This is a genomic window from Falsigemmobacter intermedius (assembly GCF_004054105.1).
In the GTDB taxonomy this organism is placed as follows: domain Bacteria; phylum Pseudomonadota; class Alphaproteobacteria; order Rhodobacterales; family Rhodobacteraceae; genus Wagnerdoeblera; species Wagnerdoeblera intermedia.
The window spans coordinates 13,879-30,124 of sequence record NZ_SBLC01000010.1; the positions used below are offsets into that span (position 1 = coordinate 13,879).

A 16,246-nucleotide genomic window follows, 5' to 3' on the forward strand; every position below is an offset into this window, starting at 1 on the left:
AATTCCTGCGAATTTGCCTGTAGCTTCAAAATTTTTAATATTCGTACGGAACAACTGCACCGACCTTATGCGGATTGGTTGGGGTGAAGCAACCACAAGGCCGCAGCCCGGCCCGGCAAACTTCGCAATGCGGAATAATCATGCGCCAGGCGCAGAAACGGCAGGGGCCATCCGCGGCCCGCGTTAACCCCTCTCTGCACGAAAGCTGCTCAGATCAGCCCCGGAGAAAACGGGGAGATCGTGATGAACCGAAGCCGGGAGATGCGCCTTGCGGATCTGTCGATCTATACATTGCTCTATCTCTGTGAGCGCTCCGGCCGTCCCGTCAATCTCGGGCGCAGCCGCGCGGATCCGCTAGCGGTCTATCTGAAATGTGCCGCCGCGCTGAACCGCTCGCTGTCGCGCTATGGCACGGCGGTGACCATCCTGACCAATCAGCCCGAGTGCCTCGCTGATCTGCAAAGACGCCACGGCACCGCGGTGGCGCGGTGGCGCAGCAGCCCATGGCCTTTACCCTGGCGGTTCCTGAAACCATCGGCTTTCGCGCCGCGCATTTTAAGCTTGAGGCGATCCGCCACTTCGCCTCAGGCGCCTGGGGAGAGGTGGTGCTTTTGCTCGACGCCGATGTGCTGGCGCTGAGCGAGATCCGCCTGCGGCTGCCGCAATCGCCCTTTCTGATGGGCTATCGGCTGGATGACGAAAGCCGCGACCCGCAGCTTCTGCGTTCCAAAGCCCTGCTGCTGAACGGCCGCGATGCGGTGTGCGAAAGATGGTGGGGCGGGGAGTTTCTGCTTGGAAATCCTGCAGGATTTGGCGCGATCAGCCCGGTGATCGATGAGATCTTTCCGCGCTACGCCACCCATTTTCAACGCTGCGCGCATCAGGGCGATGAGATGGTGATGAATGCGGCGCTCGATCTTTTGCAAGGCCGGACCCCTGTTGATCCCGGTTCTCTGACGCTTGAGGAATGCAACCCCGCCGGGGTCATCTCCCGCTGGTGGTCGGTGCGCACCACCGAGCCTGGTCCGCCCTTAAAGGCAGCGCTGCGCAGCTCTCTGATCCATCTGCCTGCCGACAAGACGCTCCTGGCGCAGGTTTTCGACGAAGGGGATCCGGGCACGCAGACCGCAAAACTTTTGCAGCGCCGCCTGGCGCGAAAGACCCGGGCGCTGCGTTACCTGCGCCCGCTCCTGCCGGTTCTCTCTGCGGCGCGGCCCCGCGCGCCGCGATTGTGAGGCCCCGTCACTCACCCTCAAAGGGGCCGCCGCATCTGCGACGGCCCCCTCAGATCACGCCGGCTGTGCGGGCTGGATCAACATGGCTTTCATAATATCATCCATATTCACCACGCCCCGCGGCTGCCCGCGACGGCCGAGCACGGTGACCGCGCTTTCGGGGCTCGACAAAAGCCGCAATGCGCTTTCCTCAAGGGTGAGCGCACCGGGCAGTTCCAGCTGCGGCCAGTCCAGCGACGAGGGCTTCGGACGCAGAATGCTGCGCAGGCGCAGAACACGGCCCCGGTTCACCTCTTTGACGAAGGCGCGCACATAATCATTGGCCGGGGCCTGAACGATCTCTTCGCCGCTGCCCTGCTGCGAGATTTCCCCCGCCCGCAGGATGACGATCTTATCGCCCAGCCGCAGGGCCTCATCGAGGTCATGGGTGATGAAGACGATGGTCTTGCTGACCTCTTTCTGAATGTCGAGAAGCACCGTCTGCATATCCATCCGGATCAGCGGATCCAGCGCCGAGAAGGCCTCATCCATCAGAAGGATCGGCGCATCCATGGTCAGCGCCCGGGCCAGCCCCACGCGCTGCTGCATCCCCCCCGAGAGCTGCGACGGATAGCGGTCTTCGTAGCCCTTCAGCCCCACCCGCTCGATCCAGTGGCGCGCCCGCTCGCGGCTGTCGTTGCGATCGATGCCCTGAATATCAAGACCATAGACCGCGTTTTCCATCACCGTGCGATGCGGCAGCAGGCCGAATTTCTGAAAGACCATAGCCGTCTTGCGGCGGCGAAACTCGCGCAGCTGTGCCTCAGACATAGCCGCCACATCCTCGCCGTCGATCAGCACCTCACCGGCGGTGGGCTGGATCAGCCCGTTCACATGGCGCAGAAGCGTCGATTTCCCCGAACCCGACAGACCCATGATGACCGAAATACGGCCCGCAGGCAGATCGGTGGTAATGTCGCGCAGACCCAGCGTATGTGCGTGACGGCGGTTCAGCTCGGCCTTGGTCATCCCGGCTTTGACAGCCTCAACATGCTGCGCCGCGTCAGGGCCGAAGATCTTATAGAGGCTGCGGATTGAGATACCGGTGACGGTTTCATCGTCATCGGGCACCAGAGTTGCGGCGCTCAGATCAACATTGGGAAACTCTTCACTCATCCACATTCTCCTTATGGCGCTGCAGACGGTTGCCATAGGCCTGCGAGGCGCGGTCAAAGGCGATGGCAATCGCGACCAGGGCAAAACCGTTCATGAAGCCCACGGTGAAAAACTGATTGTTAATGGCCTGGAGCACGTTTTTGCCAAGGCCGCCAACCCCCACCATCGAGGCCACGACGACCATCGACAGCGACATCATGATGGTCTGGTTGATGCCGGTCATCAGCGTCGGCAGCGCCAGCGGCAGCTGCACGTTAAAAAGCTTCTGGCGCGGAGATGAGCCAAAGGCATCTGCCGCCTCAATGGCTTCGCGGTCAACCTGGCGGATGCCAAGGCTGGTCAGCCGCACCATCGGCGGCGTGGCATAGATCACCACCGCGATCATACCCGGCACCTTGCCGATGCCGAAGATCACCACCACCGGGATCAGATAGACAAAGCTCGGCAGCGTCTGCATCACGTCCAGCACCGGCGAGATGATCCGCTGCGCACGGTCAGACCGCGCCATCCAGATCCCGATCGGCAGACCGATGATGACGGCCGCAAGGGTACAGACCGTCACCATCGACAGGGTGATCATCGTATCCGTCCAGAGCCCGACCCAGCCGATCGCCAGAAGCGCGATCAGCGTGCCGATGGTAATTCGCCAGGAGCGGCTTGCCGCTCCGGCTGCGGCCACAAGAAGGGCCAGTGTAATGATCCAGGGCGTATTGACGAACAAGGCTTCAAGCCCGTTCAGCGCCACCTGCAAAGGGGCGGTTGCGGCGTCAATCACCGGTGAAAGTTCGCGCACCAGATCGCGGAAACCGCCATCGATGCTGCGCCGGACCTGGCGCAGGGTGCTGCTGCTGAGTTCAGGGGCTGCGCAGAGAAACTCGGGCAGACCCCAGCAGGAAGAGGCCATGGGCACTCCTGTTTTCAGATGTTCAGATATAACCACGCGGTCCGTGCCGCCCGGGGCGGCACGGTCACATCAAAAAATCAAGGCACTCCTCAGAGCGCTTTTTCGACTTTCGCGGCAATTTCCGGGGTCAGCCAGGCTTTCCACAGGTCGGGATGCTCTTCCATGAAATGGTAGGCAGCATCCTCATTGGTGGCCTGATTGGTATCCATCCAGGCGAGCACCTCATTGAGCACATCATTGCCCCAGGAGCGGGTCTGCAGATAGCCCATGGCCACGCCATTGCTTTCGGCAAAGCTTTTGGTCACCACGGTAAAGACCTCGGCCACCGGGTAATCAGTGGGCTTTGGCTCGGGGCAATCGGCCTGGGCGATGCAGCTGTCGAAATGCTCGCGGTCGAGATCCGCCCCCATCTCAAGGCGCACCATCTCATATTTGCCAAGGACCGGGGTCGGTGCCCAGTAATAGCCAAGCCAGCCGCGCCCGCGCTGAACCGCCCCCGCGATCGAGCCGTCGAGCCCCGCCGCAGAGCCGCTGTCGACCAGATCAAAGCCCTTCGAGCCTGCATCATAAGCGCGGAACAGGTTTTCCGTGGTGATCTGACAGTTCCAGCCCGCCGGGCAGTTCATCACCGCCCCCCGGTCCGGCCGCTCCGGCGCGGGGAAGAGATCAGGCCGCGCCAGCGCAGCCTCAATCGTGGTGATCTCAGGATTTTCATCGACGATATATTTCGGCACCCACCAGCCCTCAACACCCCCGTCGGTGAGGATCTGCGAGGCCACGATCAGCCGCCCCTCGTCGGTGGCGGCATTGAGCGGATCTTTGACGGCGTTCACCCAAAGCTCCGGGGCGATGTCAGGCTCACCTTTCTCATTCATCGAGGTAAAGGTCGGCATGGTATCGCCGGTCACCAGATCAACCTGGCAGCCATAGCCTTCTTCCAGGATGATTTTATCGACCCAGGCGGCAAATCCCGCCGAGGCCCAGTTCATTTCTGCAATAGAGACGCGCCCGCAACTGTCGTCCTGCTGAGCCTGCGCCCTGCCTGCGGTAAGCGGAGAGATCATCGCACCCGCAAGCAGGGCGATGAGTGAAATTTCAGACAACTTCGTCATGACATTACTGTCCTTCGTCGTTGTGCAGCACAAAATGAAGACCCGCCTCAGGCGCTGCCCCTGTGACGACCCGCTGGATTAAATGGCCCGGAAAAACTGCGAGAAACGCAAAGGGGCCGGGTGCCGAAAAAACGGCACGCTGCGCAAAAAAGGGGAGACCAGACTCCCGCTGCGTGAAACCTCAGTTCGAGGTTCAAAAAGCATACCCCCTGAGTCACAAAACGCAACAGTTAAGCGAGATTATCTCTTATAACATTGTTATTACTTGTTTATTTCGTGATTTGTGCTTCATTTGCGGCTGCCTCATCCAGTCAGACGGCGCAACCGGCCCGGGATTAAGGCCCCTTCGGCTGACCGATCCGGCTGTGCTTTTGCGGCGAAAGTCCCCCTCGGGCAGGCCCCCCTTTGCAACCCGATCCCTGCCCGCAACGTTACTGCTTTGTCCCGTCACCAGGGGGCTTTTCGGGGCGCTTTTCGCGCGCCGGGCGGCTCCTCTCTGCGGGGCTTGCAATGGCGCAGAAATATCCGCATTCAGGTCAGCGTGACACCAGATACCGATCCCCACCGCCTGAACCTGGCAGCCCTTGGCTGGTCGCCGTTTTTTGCCGCCCAGATCGCGCCGGAAGACGCGCATCTGCAACCGGTGCGCATCTCGAATGTGCATCGCGCGCGGATGTCTGCGCAATCACCCGCCGAGACCCTGCGCCTGATGCTGCCCCATCACATCAGCACCGCAGATTACGCCGTGGGCGACTGGGTGCTGATTGAGCCGGAAACCACCCTTCTGGTGCGCAGGCTTGAGCGCAACAGCCTTCTGCAGCGCCGGACGGAAGGCGGGCGGGTGCCACAGCTGATCGCCGCCAATGTCGATACGCTCTTTATTGCAACCTCCTGCAATGAAGACCTGAACCCCGCCCGGCTTGAGCGCTACCTGGCCATGGCCAATGAGGCGGGCACCCATCCGGTGATCGTCCTGACCAAAGCCGATAAGGTCGAAGACCCCGCCTTCTGGCGCGATCAGGTCACCGGATTGCAGCGCGGGCTTGAGGTGGTCACACTGGACGCCACCTCTGAAAGCGCCAGAGCCGTGCTTGCGCCCTGGTGCGGCGCGGGTCAGACCGTGGCGCTGGTCGGCTCCTCCGGTGTGGGAAAATCCTCGCTTCTCAACACGCTGACCGGCAAAACCGGCGAAGAGGCGCAGCTGACCGGCGGCATTCGCGAAGCGGACGCCAAGGGCCGCCACACCACCACCTCGCGCTCGCTTCACGCCATCACAGGCGGCGGCACGGTGATCGACACGCCCGGTATCCGGACGCTGCATGTCAGCGATCTCTCGGTCGGTCTGGATGTTCTTTTTACCGAAATCACCGAACTCGCCCCCGACTGCCGCTTCCGCGACTGCACCCATGCCCATGAGCCGGGCTGCGCGGTTCAGGCGGCCGTGAAAGCCGGCACGCTCGATCCCGCGCGGCTTGAGCGCTGGCGCAAGCTCTCAGAGGAAAACATCTCAAACACCCCGGTGATGACCGGCCCGCGCGGCAACCGCAAAGTGAAGGCACCAAGCGGACGCCGCTGACCGGCAGGGATAAAGACAGCGCCGCCCGAAAGGGGGCGGCGCCCTTTGCCGTCAGCCGTTTTGCGCCTGATAGCGCGCGGTCGCCTCTTCCACCGCTTTCACATGGGTCGCCGCCAGTTCAGGCCGTCTGGCCGCAGCGCGGTCATTGGCATCCATCATCGGCTGATAATGGCCCTGGAAATGCGGGAAGACATCGCGGGCGATGATTTCATAGCTGCGCCGCGTCGCTTCCTGATTGGCCCAGTTATGCGCCATCATCAGATAACAGCCAAAGCCGCCGTTTGACTGCTTCCAGAGCCGGTCGATCTGCTCACGCACCATATCCGCCGTGCCGATCGCGCCGATGCCGGAGGTGTTCACAAATTCCACCATCTCGCGCACGTCATTGCCCGGCAGCGCCATCTGCGGGAAGGCCGCGACGTTCTGGAAGTATTTGAAATGATGCTCAATGCCGTAAGCCACATCTTTCACCGCCTGCTCATAGGTCTCGGCGACATGGCACATGCCGACCAGACGCCAGGCCTTGCGGTCCATGGTCTTGCCGTGTTTCGCAGCCGTTTCCTCGGCGATGTTCCAGTTATAGCCAAGCGCGTCAAAGCCCTGGCTCATGGTTGCGCCGATCGACAGCAGACCCGCCCCATGGGTGCCCGCCAGCGTCGCCCCTGAGGGAGAGGCCACCGCAGCCGCCACCACTTCCAGATGCGGTTTGGTATAGGGCTGCAGATGCAGCCGCGCCTCGCGCAGATCCCAGCGGTCGTTTTTGAAGGTGACGGTCTCTCCCTGCAAAAGCTGCATGATGATTTTCAGCGCCACTTCCTGCAGGGGCCGCCCCTCACGCGGGTCCAGCCCCACCATGGCCGCATCCGTCGGCAGCGCCCCCGGCCCCACCCCCAGGATCGCACGCCCCCGCGTCAGGTGATCAAGAAAGACCATCCGCTCTGCCACCCAGAGCGGGTTGTGATAGGGCAGACTGATGACCCCGGTGCCAAGACGGATATGTTTGGTGTTCTGCGCCGCAGCTGCGATGAACAGCTCCGGGCTGGGAATGATCTCGGAGCCGGCGGAGTGATGCTCTCCGAACCAGGCCTCATCATAGCCACAGCGATCCAGCCATGTGATCAGATCGAGGTCATTCTGAAGCGCCAGCGTCGGGTTCACCCCGGGCTTGTGAAACGGCGCCATGAAGATTCCAAAACGAAGTCTGTCAGTCATAGTATCCCTTCCCCTGCGGCTCCTCTCCGCAGGATCAGGCTGACCCTGCGGCAGCCATCAGGCAAGAAAATTATGATGCTGGCTGGAAAGATTATTGCGCATACGAAACTTCAGACGCAATAACCGCCACCCCATCCGGCTCACACCCCGGGGATGACGACCCGGGGTGCAGCGCCCTCCGCGACCTGCACGGCCTTTTGCCGAGACTCATTCATAACCCTTTGATGCACAAAGTTTCGTCACGCCCGCCAAAGAGGCACCCTCCCCCGAAACTCCCGTATATGCCCAATCGCTCAGCAACGGATGGCTTCTCCGGGGGCGGGGCTGACTTCGGCGCACCAAACTCCGGGCAATTCTGCCACAGCAGAGCTTTGTCCTGCACAGCCGGACAATTGCCCCCCAGGGCGGATCTCCCTATGAGTGTGGAGAAGGTGCTGAATCGAAAGCGATTACGGAATGCCCGGCGCGAATAAAAGGCTGTCAGGAAAGGTCATCTGGGCCCGACGCGGCTTCTGGGCGCGGTTTACACCCGAACTCGAAACGGCCTTCCGGCGCCATTATGAAGATGATCTGGTTCAGCGGGCGCGCTGGTCTGCGGTGATCGCGGCTTCTGTCATGGCGGTCTATTCGCTGCTTGATGTGCTGATGGTGGCGCCTGAAGTTCTGCCGCATTTCCTCTGGGTGCGCTGGCTTTTTATGATCCTGCCGCTGCTCTGCGTCAGCGCGATCAGCTACACCCGTTTCGGAGCCCGTCATCTGCAGAAATTCGCAGCCGCGGCTTCCGTCTCATCGGCGCTGGCCGTTGTGGCCATGATCGTGATCGCGCGGCTTAACGGCACGCCGATCGAATATGAGGGGATCATCCTCACCATCTTCTACTTCTACTGCTGCGGCGGCCTCAGGATGAAATGGGCGCTGCTGGCCGGGTGTACGGCGGCCGTCGCCTATCCGCTGGCGGAATATTTCGCAGGTCTGAGCCCGCGGGAGCTGGCAGTCCGCAGCCTCTTTCTGATCAGCGCCAATATCGTGGGTGTGATCAGCGCGGCGCTGATGGAACTGGCCGCAAGGCGCGGATTTGCGCAGCTTCTGGCCCTCGAAACCATGAGCAATTCTGACCCGCTGACCGGGCTTTTGAACCGACGCGCGCTGGACCGCCGCCTTGCGGATCTTTGGGAAACCGCCGGGCGCAGCGGGCAAAAGCTGCAGATCGCCATGATCGATGTCGATTACTTCAAGCAGTATAACGACCATTATGGTCACGCGGGCGGCGACGAAGTGCTGCGGGAACTGGCGGCGCTGCTGTCAGAGCACAGCGACAATACGCAAAACCTCGCCGCACGTTTTGGCGGTGAAGAATTTCTCTGCGTCTGGTCAGCGCCGCCCGACCAGCCCGCTGAGGCGCGGCTCGAAGAGATCCTGCGCCAGGTGCGGCAACTCTCACGCGAGCATGAGAAATCCCCCCTTGGCCGGCTGAGTGTCAGCATCGGCGCGGTGGAACTGCAGCCCGGACTGCTCTCACCGATGGATGCTGAAGCGGCGCTGCGTGCGGCGGATGCCCTGCTTTATCGTGCGAAATCCCAGGGGCGCAACCAGGCGGTCCTGAGCCGCCTGCGCACCGGCCGCCCCACCTCGGCCAAAGAGCCGCTTCAGACGCTCTCTCTCGTCGGCAGTTGAGAGAGGCTGCGCCGCCACGGCAAACGGTAAAGGGGGCTGCAGGCCCCCTTCCCTGCCTCAGGCCTCGTGACGGTTGGCGAAAAGCTCCCAGGCGAAACGCGCGCGGACCCCGATGTCGAGGAAGGGGCGCGGCGGCACCGCATTGGGCTGGCCAAGGCTGAGCATATCGCCCAGCAGCGGGTCATCGACCCCAAGCGCCAGAGCCGCCGCCATCCGTCCGCTGGTCGTGCCTTTGCTGACGCCGACCGCATTCTGACAGACCGCACTCCAGACGTTTGGCGCAACCTGACCAAAGCCCGGCGCACCATTGCGCGACAGACAGATAAAGCCGGTCCAGGTCTGCGCCATGCTGACACCGCGCAGCTTGGGGAAATAGGCATCAAAGCTGCGCTGGTGCTGTGCGCGCACCTTCGCCTGCACCTCAGCAGAAACATGCATCGAGGGCTGGAAGTGGATATTCTGGCGGATCAGAATGCGGCGGTCATTGGTATAGCGCATGGTAATGCCCGCAAAGGCATTGGCCGGGGTGGTGCCCCAGGGGGCGATATTACCGATCCGCGCCTGCTCCTCTTCGGTCAGGGGCCGGGTGATGCTGGCGTGGGCCGCGAAATTCAAAAGCCGCCCCTTCCACAGGCCAAAGCGCATGGCAAAGCCGTTGACCGCCACAATCGCCTTTCCGGCCCGCAGACGTCCCTGCGCGGTTTTCAGCGTCACCACCGGCCCGAAATCCGCCTCCAGAACCGGGCTCTGCTCATAGAGCGTGACGTTATCCGGCAGGCTGTCGGCCAGCCCGCGGCAAAGGGCCGAAGGGTTTAAAAGCACGGTGCCCGGCGTATGCACCGCCGATGCGAAATGCGGCGTGCCGAGGCGCGCTTCGCATTCCTCACGGTTGAGCCAGCGATAGCTCTCGCCCAGGCGGTCCAGCTCTGCCGTGGTCGGCTCCAGCACCTCACGGCGGCCCCGCTCAGAGGCTGCGGTGTGGAATTTGCCGTCCTCGCTCCAGTCGCAGGCGATGCCATGGCGCATGACACTCTCGCGCAGCGCTTCGATGCCGCCGCGCGCAAGACGCAGATAGGCCCGCCCCTTGGCCAGTTCTTCCAGCGACGAGCCAACGTTATGGGGCAGATCGATCGCAAAACCCGAGTTGCGCCCCGAGGCATTCTCGCCGCAAAGATCCGCCTCGATGAGAGCGATTTTCAGCGAAGGGTCCAGCTCTGCCAGCCGCCGCGCGGCGCCCAGCCCGGCAAAGCCTGCACCGATCACCACGACATCGGCTGACACCTCGCCCTTGAGCGCAGGTTTTGGCTGGCGCGGCGGCAGAACCGCGCTCCAGCCCAGGGTGCGGTCATTCTTCGGCAGATGACGGATGCGGGTCATGCCTCACCCTCCGCGCTGGCCCAGGAAGCGGGCTGAAGGCTGTAAAAGACCAGCGCATCTTCTGCGCGGTAGGTGACCGGCGTGCCCGCCGGCAGCCAGATGGTGTCGCGCGGCCCCGCCGAGAGAACTCCCTCAGGCGTTTCAACCGAGAACTGCCCCTCCAGCACCAGGATCAGCTCATCATAGCGGACCTGCCAGGGGATCTCGGCCGCGCGGAACCGGGCAAAGCCCCCCGCAAGCTCGCTGCGATCGGCCAGCCCCGCCACCTCTGTCACCTCACACATCTCGGGATAGGCAAAGCGCGGCGCGAAGCTCAGATCCGCGAAGCGGGCCACACGTGGTGGTGTTTTTTCGGTGCTGGTCATAGTCTTTGCCTCCGTCGCGGTTACGGCAGGTGATGGGCCGCTTCCTGGCTCCATACACATGTGTATGTGACCTTGCAATCATCTGTGGAAATGCAATGCCCGATCAAAGTCTCACACAGGAAACCACCGACACGGAGGCAGCCTCCCTGCGCAGCCCGGTCTTAAGCCGCGCCGACTGGCTGCGCGCGGCGCTTGAGACGCTGATTGAGAGCGGCGCGGATGCGGTGAAAATCACCCGGCTTGCGGACCGTCTGGGCGTGACCCGGGGCAGCTTTTACTGGCATTTCAAAGACCGCGGCGAGATCCTTGAGGCCCTGATTGACTCATGGGCGCAGAAAAACACCGTCGCCATTGTGAACGCTGCCGGGGCCGGACCGGATCTGACGGGCTCTGTTCTGGCGCTGATGATGGCCTGGCTGGATGCCGGGCTTTATGATCCGCGGCTTGATTTCTCGATCCGCGCCTGGGCCCGCTCAGATGCGGCGCTGCGTGCGCGGGTGCTGGAGACCGATGAGACCCGGCTCGCCGCCCTCGCGCAGATGTATCAACGCGCAGGCCGCAGCCCCGAAGCCGCAGAGGTCGCTGCGCGCAATCTCTATTATATGCAGATGGGCTATTACGCCCTCGGCGTCAGCGAGGCGCTCGCCACTAGGCTCAGCTATATCCGCGGCTATTTCACCAGCTTCACCGGCGAGGCCCTGCCGGAGGCGCGGCTGAAACGCTTTCTTGAAGAAGTGGCACAGCGCCCCGGCATCAAAGACGCGGGCTGAGACGAAAAAGCCCCGCCACGCAAACGCGCAGCGGGGTTTTCTTCGCCCCGACCCGTCAGGGCCGGGGCGAAACCTGAGATCAGGCCTGCAGATCGAAGCGGTCTGCGTTCATCACTTTGGTCCAGGCGGCCACGAAGTCGCGCACGAACTTCTCTTTGTTGTCGTCCTGGGCATAGACCTCTGCATAAGAACGCAGGATCGAGTTCGAACCGAAGACCAGATCCACGCGGCTCGCGGTGTAGCGGGTCTCACCCGAAGCGCGCTCGACGATCGCATAGCTGTTGCGGCCGGTCGGCTTCCAGGAATAGGCCATATCGGTCAGCGTGACGAAGAAGTCATTGGTCAGCGCACCCGGGGTCTGGGTGAAGACGCCATGACGACTGCCTGCGAAGTTGGTGTCAAGGACACGCATCCCGCCGATCAGCGCGGTCATTTCCACAGCCGTCAGACCCAGAAGCTGCGCACGGTCGAGCAGCATTTCTTCCGGGGTCACGATGTCCGACCAGGCCTTCAGATAGTTGCGGAAACCGTCATGTTTCGGCTCCAGCACGTCAAACGACTCTGCATCGGTCATCTCTGCGGTCGCGTCACCACGGCCCGGAGCGAAGGGAACCTCAACCGAGAAGCCCGCCGCACGGATCGCATTTTCCAGACCGAGGTTACCGGCCAGAACGATGACGTCTGCAATCGAGGCACCGGTCTCAGCCGCGATCGGCTCCAGAGCGGCCAGGACTTTCGCCAGACGGGCCGGCTCATTGCCTTCCCAGTCTTTCTGCGGCGCCAGACGGATACGGGCACCATTTGCGCCGCCACGGAAGTCCGAGCCGCGGAAGGTGCGCGCGCTGTCCCACGCGGTTGCGATCATCTCATTGTCCGACAGACCGGCCGCTGCGATTTTCGCCTTCACAGCCGCAACGTCATAAGCGGTGTTGCCAGCCGGAACCGGGTCCTGCCAGATCAGATCTTCCGCCGGAACATCGGGGCCGACATAACGGGTTTTCGGACCCATGTCGCGGTGGGTCAGTTTGAACCAGGCGCGGGCAAAGGCATCCGAGAAGGCCTCAAAGTCGTTCATGAAGCGCAGCGAGATCTCGCGGTAGATCGGGTCCACCTTCAGCGCCATATCCGCATCGGTCATCATCGGCATGTGGCGGATCGAGGGATCTTCCACGTCAACCGGCTTGTCCTCTTCGGCGATCGCGATCGGTTCCCACTGCTGTGCGCCTGCGGGCGAACGGGTCAGGGTCCAGTCGTATTTGAACAGCAGCGTGAAGAACTCATTGTCCCAACGGGTCGGGTTGGTGGTCCATGCGCCTTCAATGCCCGACACCACGGTGTCACGGCCAATGCCGCGGCCTTTGGTGTTGAACCAGCCCATGCCCTGAGCGGTCACGTCAGCCGATTCCGGATCTGCCGAGAGGTCCGCCGCATTGCCGTTGCCGTGGGCTTTCCCGATGGTGTGGCCACCTGCGGTCAGAGCGACGGTTTCTTCGTCGTTCATCCCCATGCGGGCAAAGGTTTCGCGCATCATCAGCGCGGTGCGGGCCGGATCGGGCTTGCCGTTCACGCCTTCCGGGTTGACGTAGATCAGACCCATCTGCACGGCGGCCAGCGGGTTTTCCAGCGAGGCTGCATCTTCGACATCCGCAAAACGGGTGTCCGAGGGCGCCAGCCACTGCTGCTCATCACCCCAGTAGATGTCTTTTTCCGGGTGCCAGATGTCCTCACGACCAAAGGCGAAGCCATAGGTTTTCAGACCGGCAACCTCATAGGCGATGGTGCCTGCGAGCGAGATCAGGTCAGCCCAGGAGATTTTGTTGCCGTATTTTTTCTTGATCGGCCACAGCAGACGGCGGCCTTTGTCGGTGTTGACGTTGTCCGGCCAGGAGTTCAGCGGCGCGAAGCGCTGGTTGCCGGTGCCGTTGCCGCCACGACCGTCGGTGTTGCGGTAGGAACCTGCTGCGTGCCAGGTGACGCGGGCCATCATGCCCACATAGCTGCCCCAGTCAGCCGGCCACCAGTCCTGGCTGTCGTTCATCAGCGCGCGCAGGTCAGCTTTCAGCGCTTCCACGTCCAGCTTGGCCAGCTCAGCGCGGTAGTTGAAATCCGCACCCATCGGGTTGGTCTTGCGGTCATGCTGGTGCAGGATGTCGAGGTTCAGCGCATTCGGCCAGAAGGCGCTGCTCGCGCCGGTTTTGGTGGTCGCGGCACCATGCATCACCGGGCATTTACCGGAAGAAGAAGCGGAGTGGTCGGTCATTCTGGATCCCTCAAATGGCGGAGCGGGCGCGGCCGGGCCGCAACCGAATTGATGGACAGGCTATAGCCCATGAGTTTCATAAATTGAACTAGTATTTTCAAATAGACATGATAAGCAGAACTTATGATAACCCTGAAACATCTGCGCTATTTCACGGCCCTGGCTCAGCATCGCCACTTTCAGCGCGCGGCAGAGGCCTGTGCCATCTCGCAGCCCGCGCTCTCGCTTCAGATTAAAGAGCTGGAGACGCTTCTTGGCGCTCCGCTGGTTGAGCGGGGCAGCCGCCGGATCGGGCTGACGGCCCTGGGGGAAGTCTTTGAAAAACGCGCCCGCCGCATCCTGCTGGAGGTCTCAGAACTCTCTGATCTCGCCCGCGCGGCGCAGGGGCGGATGCAGGGCACGCTGCACCTCGGGATGATCTCAACCGTGGCGCCCTATCTCTTTCCGCCGGTGATCCGCCGGATCCTCGAAGAGATGCCGGGGCTGGATCTGCGTCCGCGTGAAACCACCACCGACAAGCTGATTGATGAGCTGACCGCAGGCCGGCTGGATGCCGCCGTCATGGCGCTGCCGGTCTCAGAGCCGGGCCTTGAGGAGCATTTTCTCTTTGAAGAGGAATTTCACCTCGTGCGGCCGGCGCATTACGCGGGCGATCCGCTGTCCTTCCCCGGCCTTCTGCCCCCCGGCATGCGGCTTTTGCTTCTCGAAGAGGGGCATTGCTTCCGCGAGCAGGCTTTGGGCTATTGCTCAATGAAAAATGACGTCGCGCCGGATATGCTCGAGGGCACTTCCCTGGCGACGCTGGTGCAGATGGTCGAGGCCGGTATCGGCGTGACGCTCATTCCCGCCATGGCGGTGGCCCGCGAAACCGCAGGCTCTGACGTCAGTGTCACGCGGCTCTCGCCGCCCCGTCCGGTGCGCCGCATCGGCATGGTCTGGCGCGCCAGCACTCCGCTGTCTGAGCAGTTCGGCGAAATCGCCGCCCTGATCCGGGCCGAGCATGACCGTCTGCTCCCCCTGCCCCCGGCGCCTGCGGCATAGAAAGAAAAGCGGCGCGCCCGTCCGGACGCGCCGCCCCGTCAGCCTCAGCCTTTGGTCACGCCTTCCAGGCGGATCAGACCGTCAGCATAGGGTTTGAAGCCCTGCAGCGAGGCGTTGAAGCCCCAGATCCACGACTGGTGGTAGAGATAAAGCAGCGGCAGTTCCTCGTTGAGGATCTTACGCGCCGCATCATACTGCACCTTGCGCAGCGCCGGGTCGCTTTCGGCGCGGGCCGCAGCCAGAGCCTCATCCACCGCAGCGTTTGAGAACTTCGGATCGTTCATGCCACCGCCGGTGACGACGAACTGGTTGAGGTTGGTGTCGGGATCGACATAGCCCGACCAGCCGGTCAGCGTCGCCTGATAGCGGCCCTCCGCCTGAGCCGAGAGCATCGAGGCAAATTCCACCGCCTCAACCTTCACTTCAATCCCGGCCTCTGCGACCATGGCCTGCAGAACCTGAGCCACCTGCAGGTTCACCTGGTTGTTCGGCACGGTCAGGGTGAAGCTGAAGCCTTCCAGACCCACCGATTTGATCAGCTCACGCGCTTTGGCCACATCGCGCTGCGGCACCGGGGTCTCCGCGTCATTCCAGAACGAGCCCGGCGCGAAGGGCTGGTTGCCCGGCGCGTAAAGCCCTTCAAAGACCACCTGGTTCAGCGCGTCACGGTCGATTGCATAAGACAGCGCCTGACGCAGTTCTTTGTGCTGCGACAGCGGGTTATGCGGACCAGCGCCTTCGCCGTTGGCGATGTTGATGGTCATGCCCTGATAGCCGAGGCTCTGCGCTTTCACATGGGCCAGACGGTTGTCCGAGGTGACGGTCGCCAGATCCGCAGGCGCGATCCGCTCGATCATATCCAGATCGCCCGAGCGCAGGTTGGCCAGACGCACGGTCGAATCCGGGATCGGCAGGAAGGTCACGGTGTCAAAGCTGTAAGCGGCGGCGTTGTAATAGCCCTCGTCCTTTTCCAGAACGATGCGGTCCTGGGCCACGCGCTCTTTGAACTTATAGGGGCCGACGCAGACCGGATGCGCGCCGAAGTTCTCACCCGCAGCTTCCACGGCGGTGGGCGAGGTGATGACGCCTGCACGTGCAACAAGGCGCGGGATCAGCGTGGCATCGGGCGCATTGAGGGTGAAGACCACCTCATGCGTGCCCTTTGCGGTGATCTCTTTCACCGAGGAAAGCTCGCTCGCACGGCGGCTTCCCTGGGCGGTTTTGGCGCGCATGATGCTGTGCACCACTGCATCCGCATTGAACGGCGTGCCGTCCTGGAAGGTCACGCCTTCGCGCAGCGTCATGCTCAGCGACAGACCATCTTCCGAGAGCGTCCAGCCCGTGGCCAGCGCCGGAACCAGTTGCGAGCCCGCCGAGAAGCCCACGAGCTTGTCGCACATCGAGGCCATGACAATCTCACCCACAAAGGTGCGCGAGAAAACCGGGTCCAGAACATCCGCATCGTCGTTCAGACCGATGCGAAGATCCGCCGAGAAAGCCGGGGTTGCGAGCGCGGCCGAAAGCAGCAGCCCGCGCAGGAGCGTAGAGGTCATCCTGATGGTCCT

At 62.6% G+C, this 16,246-nt stretch carries 13 protein-coding genes; 5 read left to right on the forward strand and 8 right to left on the reverse strand.

Features of this window, described 5'->3' with window-relative positions; genetic code table 11:
- Window positions 1–503: 503 nt before the first annotated feature.
- Complete coding sequence (locus EP867_RS08780; RefSeq protein WP_128488247.1) at window positions 504–1,235, forward strand: hypothetical protein; 732 nt, start codon at window positions 504–506, stop codon at window positions 1,233–1,235.
- A 54-nt stretch (window positions 1,236–1,289) separates the two neighbouring features.
- On the opposite strand, the gene EP867_RS08785 is transcribed toward EP867_RS08780, so the two are convergent.
- The 3 genes from EP867_RS08785 to EP867_RS08795 all read right to left on the reverse strand — a co-directional run bounded on the left by EP867_RS08785 (window position 1,290) and on the right by EP867_RS08795 (window position 4,406).
- Window positions 1,290–2,390, reverse strand: coding sequence for a quaternary amine ABC transporter ATP-binding protein (locus tag EP867_RS08785; RefSeq protein WP_380049756.1), 1,101 nt, complete (start codon window positions 2,388–2,390; stop codon window positions 1,290–1,292).
- Window positions 2,383–3,294: an ABC transporter permease gene (locus EP867_RS08790; protein WP_128488249.1), complete on the reverse strand. Its 912-nt coding sequence runs from the start codon at window positions 3,292–3,294 to the stop codon at window positions 2,383–2,385. The genes EP867_RS08785 and EP867_RS08790 overlap by 8 nt, the downstream gene beginning before the upstream one ends.
- A gap of 89 nt (window positions 3,295–3,383) precedes the next feature.
- The gene (locus EP867_RS08795; RefSeq protein WP_128488251.1) at window positions 3,384–4,406 is read right to left on the reverse strand and encodes an ABC transporter substrate-binding protein; all 1,023 of its coding nucleotides are present in this window, start codon (window positions 4,404–4,406) and stop codon (window positions 3,384–3,386) included.
- A 541-nt stretch (window positions 4,407–4,947) separates the two neighbouring features.
- Here EP867_RS08795 and rsgA point away from each other — a divergent pair.
- Window positions 4,948–5,982: a ribosome small subunit-dependent GTPase A gene (rsgA, locus tag EP867_RS08800; protein WP_241656860.1), complete on the forward strand. Its 1,035-nt coding sequence runs from the start codon at window positions 4,948–4,950 to the stop codon at window positions 5,980–5,982.
- Window positions 5,983–6,033: 51 nt separating this feature from the next.
- On the opposite strand, the gene EP867_RS08805 is transcribed toward rsgA, so the two are convergent.
- Complete coding sequence (locus EP867_RS08805) at window positions 6,034–7,194, reverse strand: LLM class flavin-dependent oxidoreductase (RefSeq protein WP_128488253.1); 1,161 nt, start codon at window positions 7,192–7,194, stop codon at window positions 6,034–6,036.
- 456 nt (window positions 7,195–7,650) lie between these two features.
- Here EP867_RS08805 and EP867_RS08810 point away from each other — a divergent pair, with 456 nt between their 5' ends.
- Window positions 7,651–8,868 (forward strand): GGDEF domain-containing protein, encoded by a 1,218-nt coding sequence (locus EP867_RS08810; protein ID WP_128488255.1) that lies wholly within the window; start codon window positions 7,651–7,653, stop codon window positions 8,866–8,868.
- 57 nt (window positions 8,869–8,925) lie between these two features.
- On the opposite strand, the gene EP867_RS08815 is transcribed toward EP867_RS08810, so the two are convergent.
- Both EP867_RS08815 and EP867_RS08820 read right to left on the reverse strand, forming a co-directional pair.
- Complete coding sequence (locus tag EP867_RS08815) at window positions 8,926–10,245, reverse strand: NAD(P)/FAD-dependent oxidoreductase (RefSeq protein ID WP_128488257.1); 1,320 nt, start codon at window positions 10,243–10,245, stop codon at window positions 8,926–8,928.
- On the reverse strand, window positions 10,242–10,610 hold the full coding sequence (locus EP867_RS08820) for a cupin domain-containing protein (protein WP_128488259.1): 369 nt from the start codon (window positions 10,608–10,610) through the stop codon (window positions 10,242–10,244). The genes EP867_RS08815 and EP867_RS08820 overlap by 4 nt, the downstream gene beginning before the upstream one ends.
- A 95-nt stretch (window positions 10,611–10,705) precedes the next feature.
- On the opposite strand from EP867_RS08820, the gene EP867_RS08825 reads away from it, so the two are divergent.
- Window positions 10,706–11,380, forward strand: a complete 675-nt coding sequence (locus EP867_RS08825) for a TetR/AcrR family transcriptional regulator (protein WP_164888815.1) — start codon at window positions 10,706–10,708, stop codon at window positions 11,378–11,380.
- Between the two features lie 79 nt (window positions 11,381–11,459).
- Here the strand turns inward: EP867_RS08825 and katG are convergent, their stop codons facing one another.
- Complete coding sequence (katG, locus tag EP867_RS08830; protein ID WP_128488263.1) at window positions 11,460–13,640, reverse strand: catalase/peroxidase HPI; 2,181 nt, start codon at window positions 13,638–13,640, stop codon at window positions 11,460–11,462.
- Window positions 13,641–13,763: 123 nt separating this feature from the next.
- On the opposite strand from katG, the gene EP867_RS08835 reads away from it, so the two are divergent.
- Complete coding sequence (locus tag EP867_RS08835) at window positions 13,764–14,681, forward strand: LysR substrate-binding domain-containing protein (RefSeq protein ID WP_128488265.1); 918 nt, start codon at window positions 13,764–13,766, stop codon at window positions 14,679–14,681.
- A gap of 44 nt (window positions 14,682–14,725) precedes the next feature.
- Here EP867_RS08835 and EP867_RS08840 read toward each other — a convergent pair whose 3' ends face one another.
- On the reverse strand, window positions 14,726–16,234 hold the full coding sequence (locus EP867_RS08840) for an ABC transporter substrate-binding protein (RefSeq protein ID WP_128488267.1): 1,509 nt from the start codon (window positions 16,232–16,234) through the stop codon (window positions 14,726–14,728).
- Window positions 16,235–16,246: the final 12 nt, after the last annotated feature.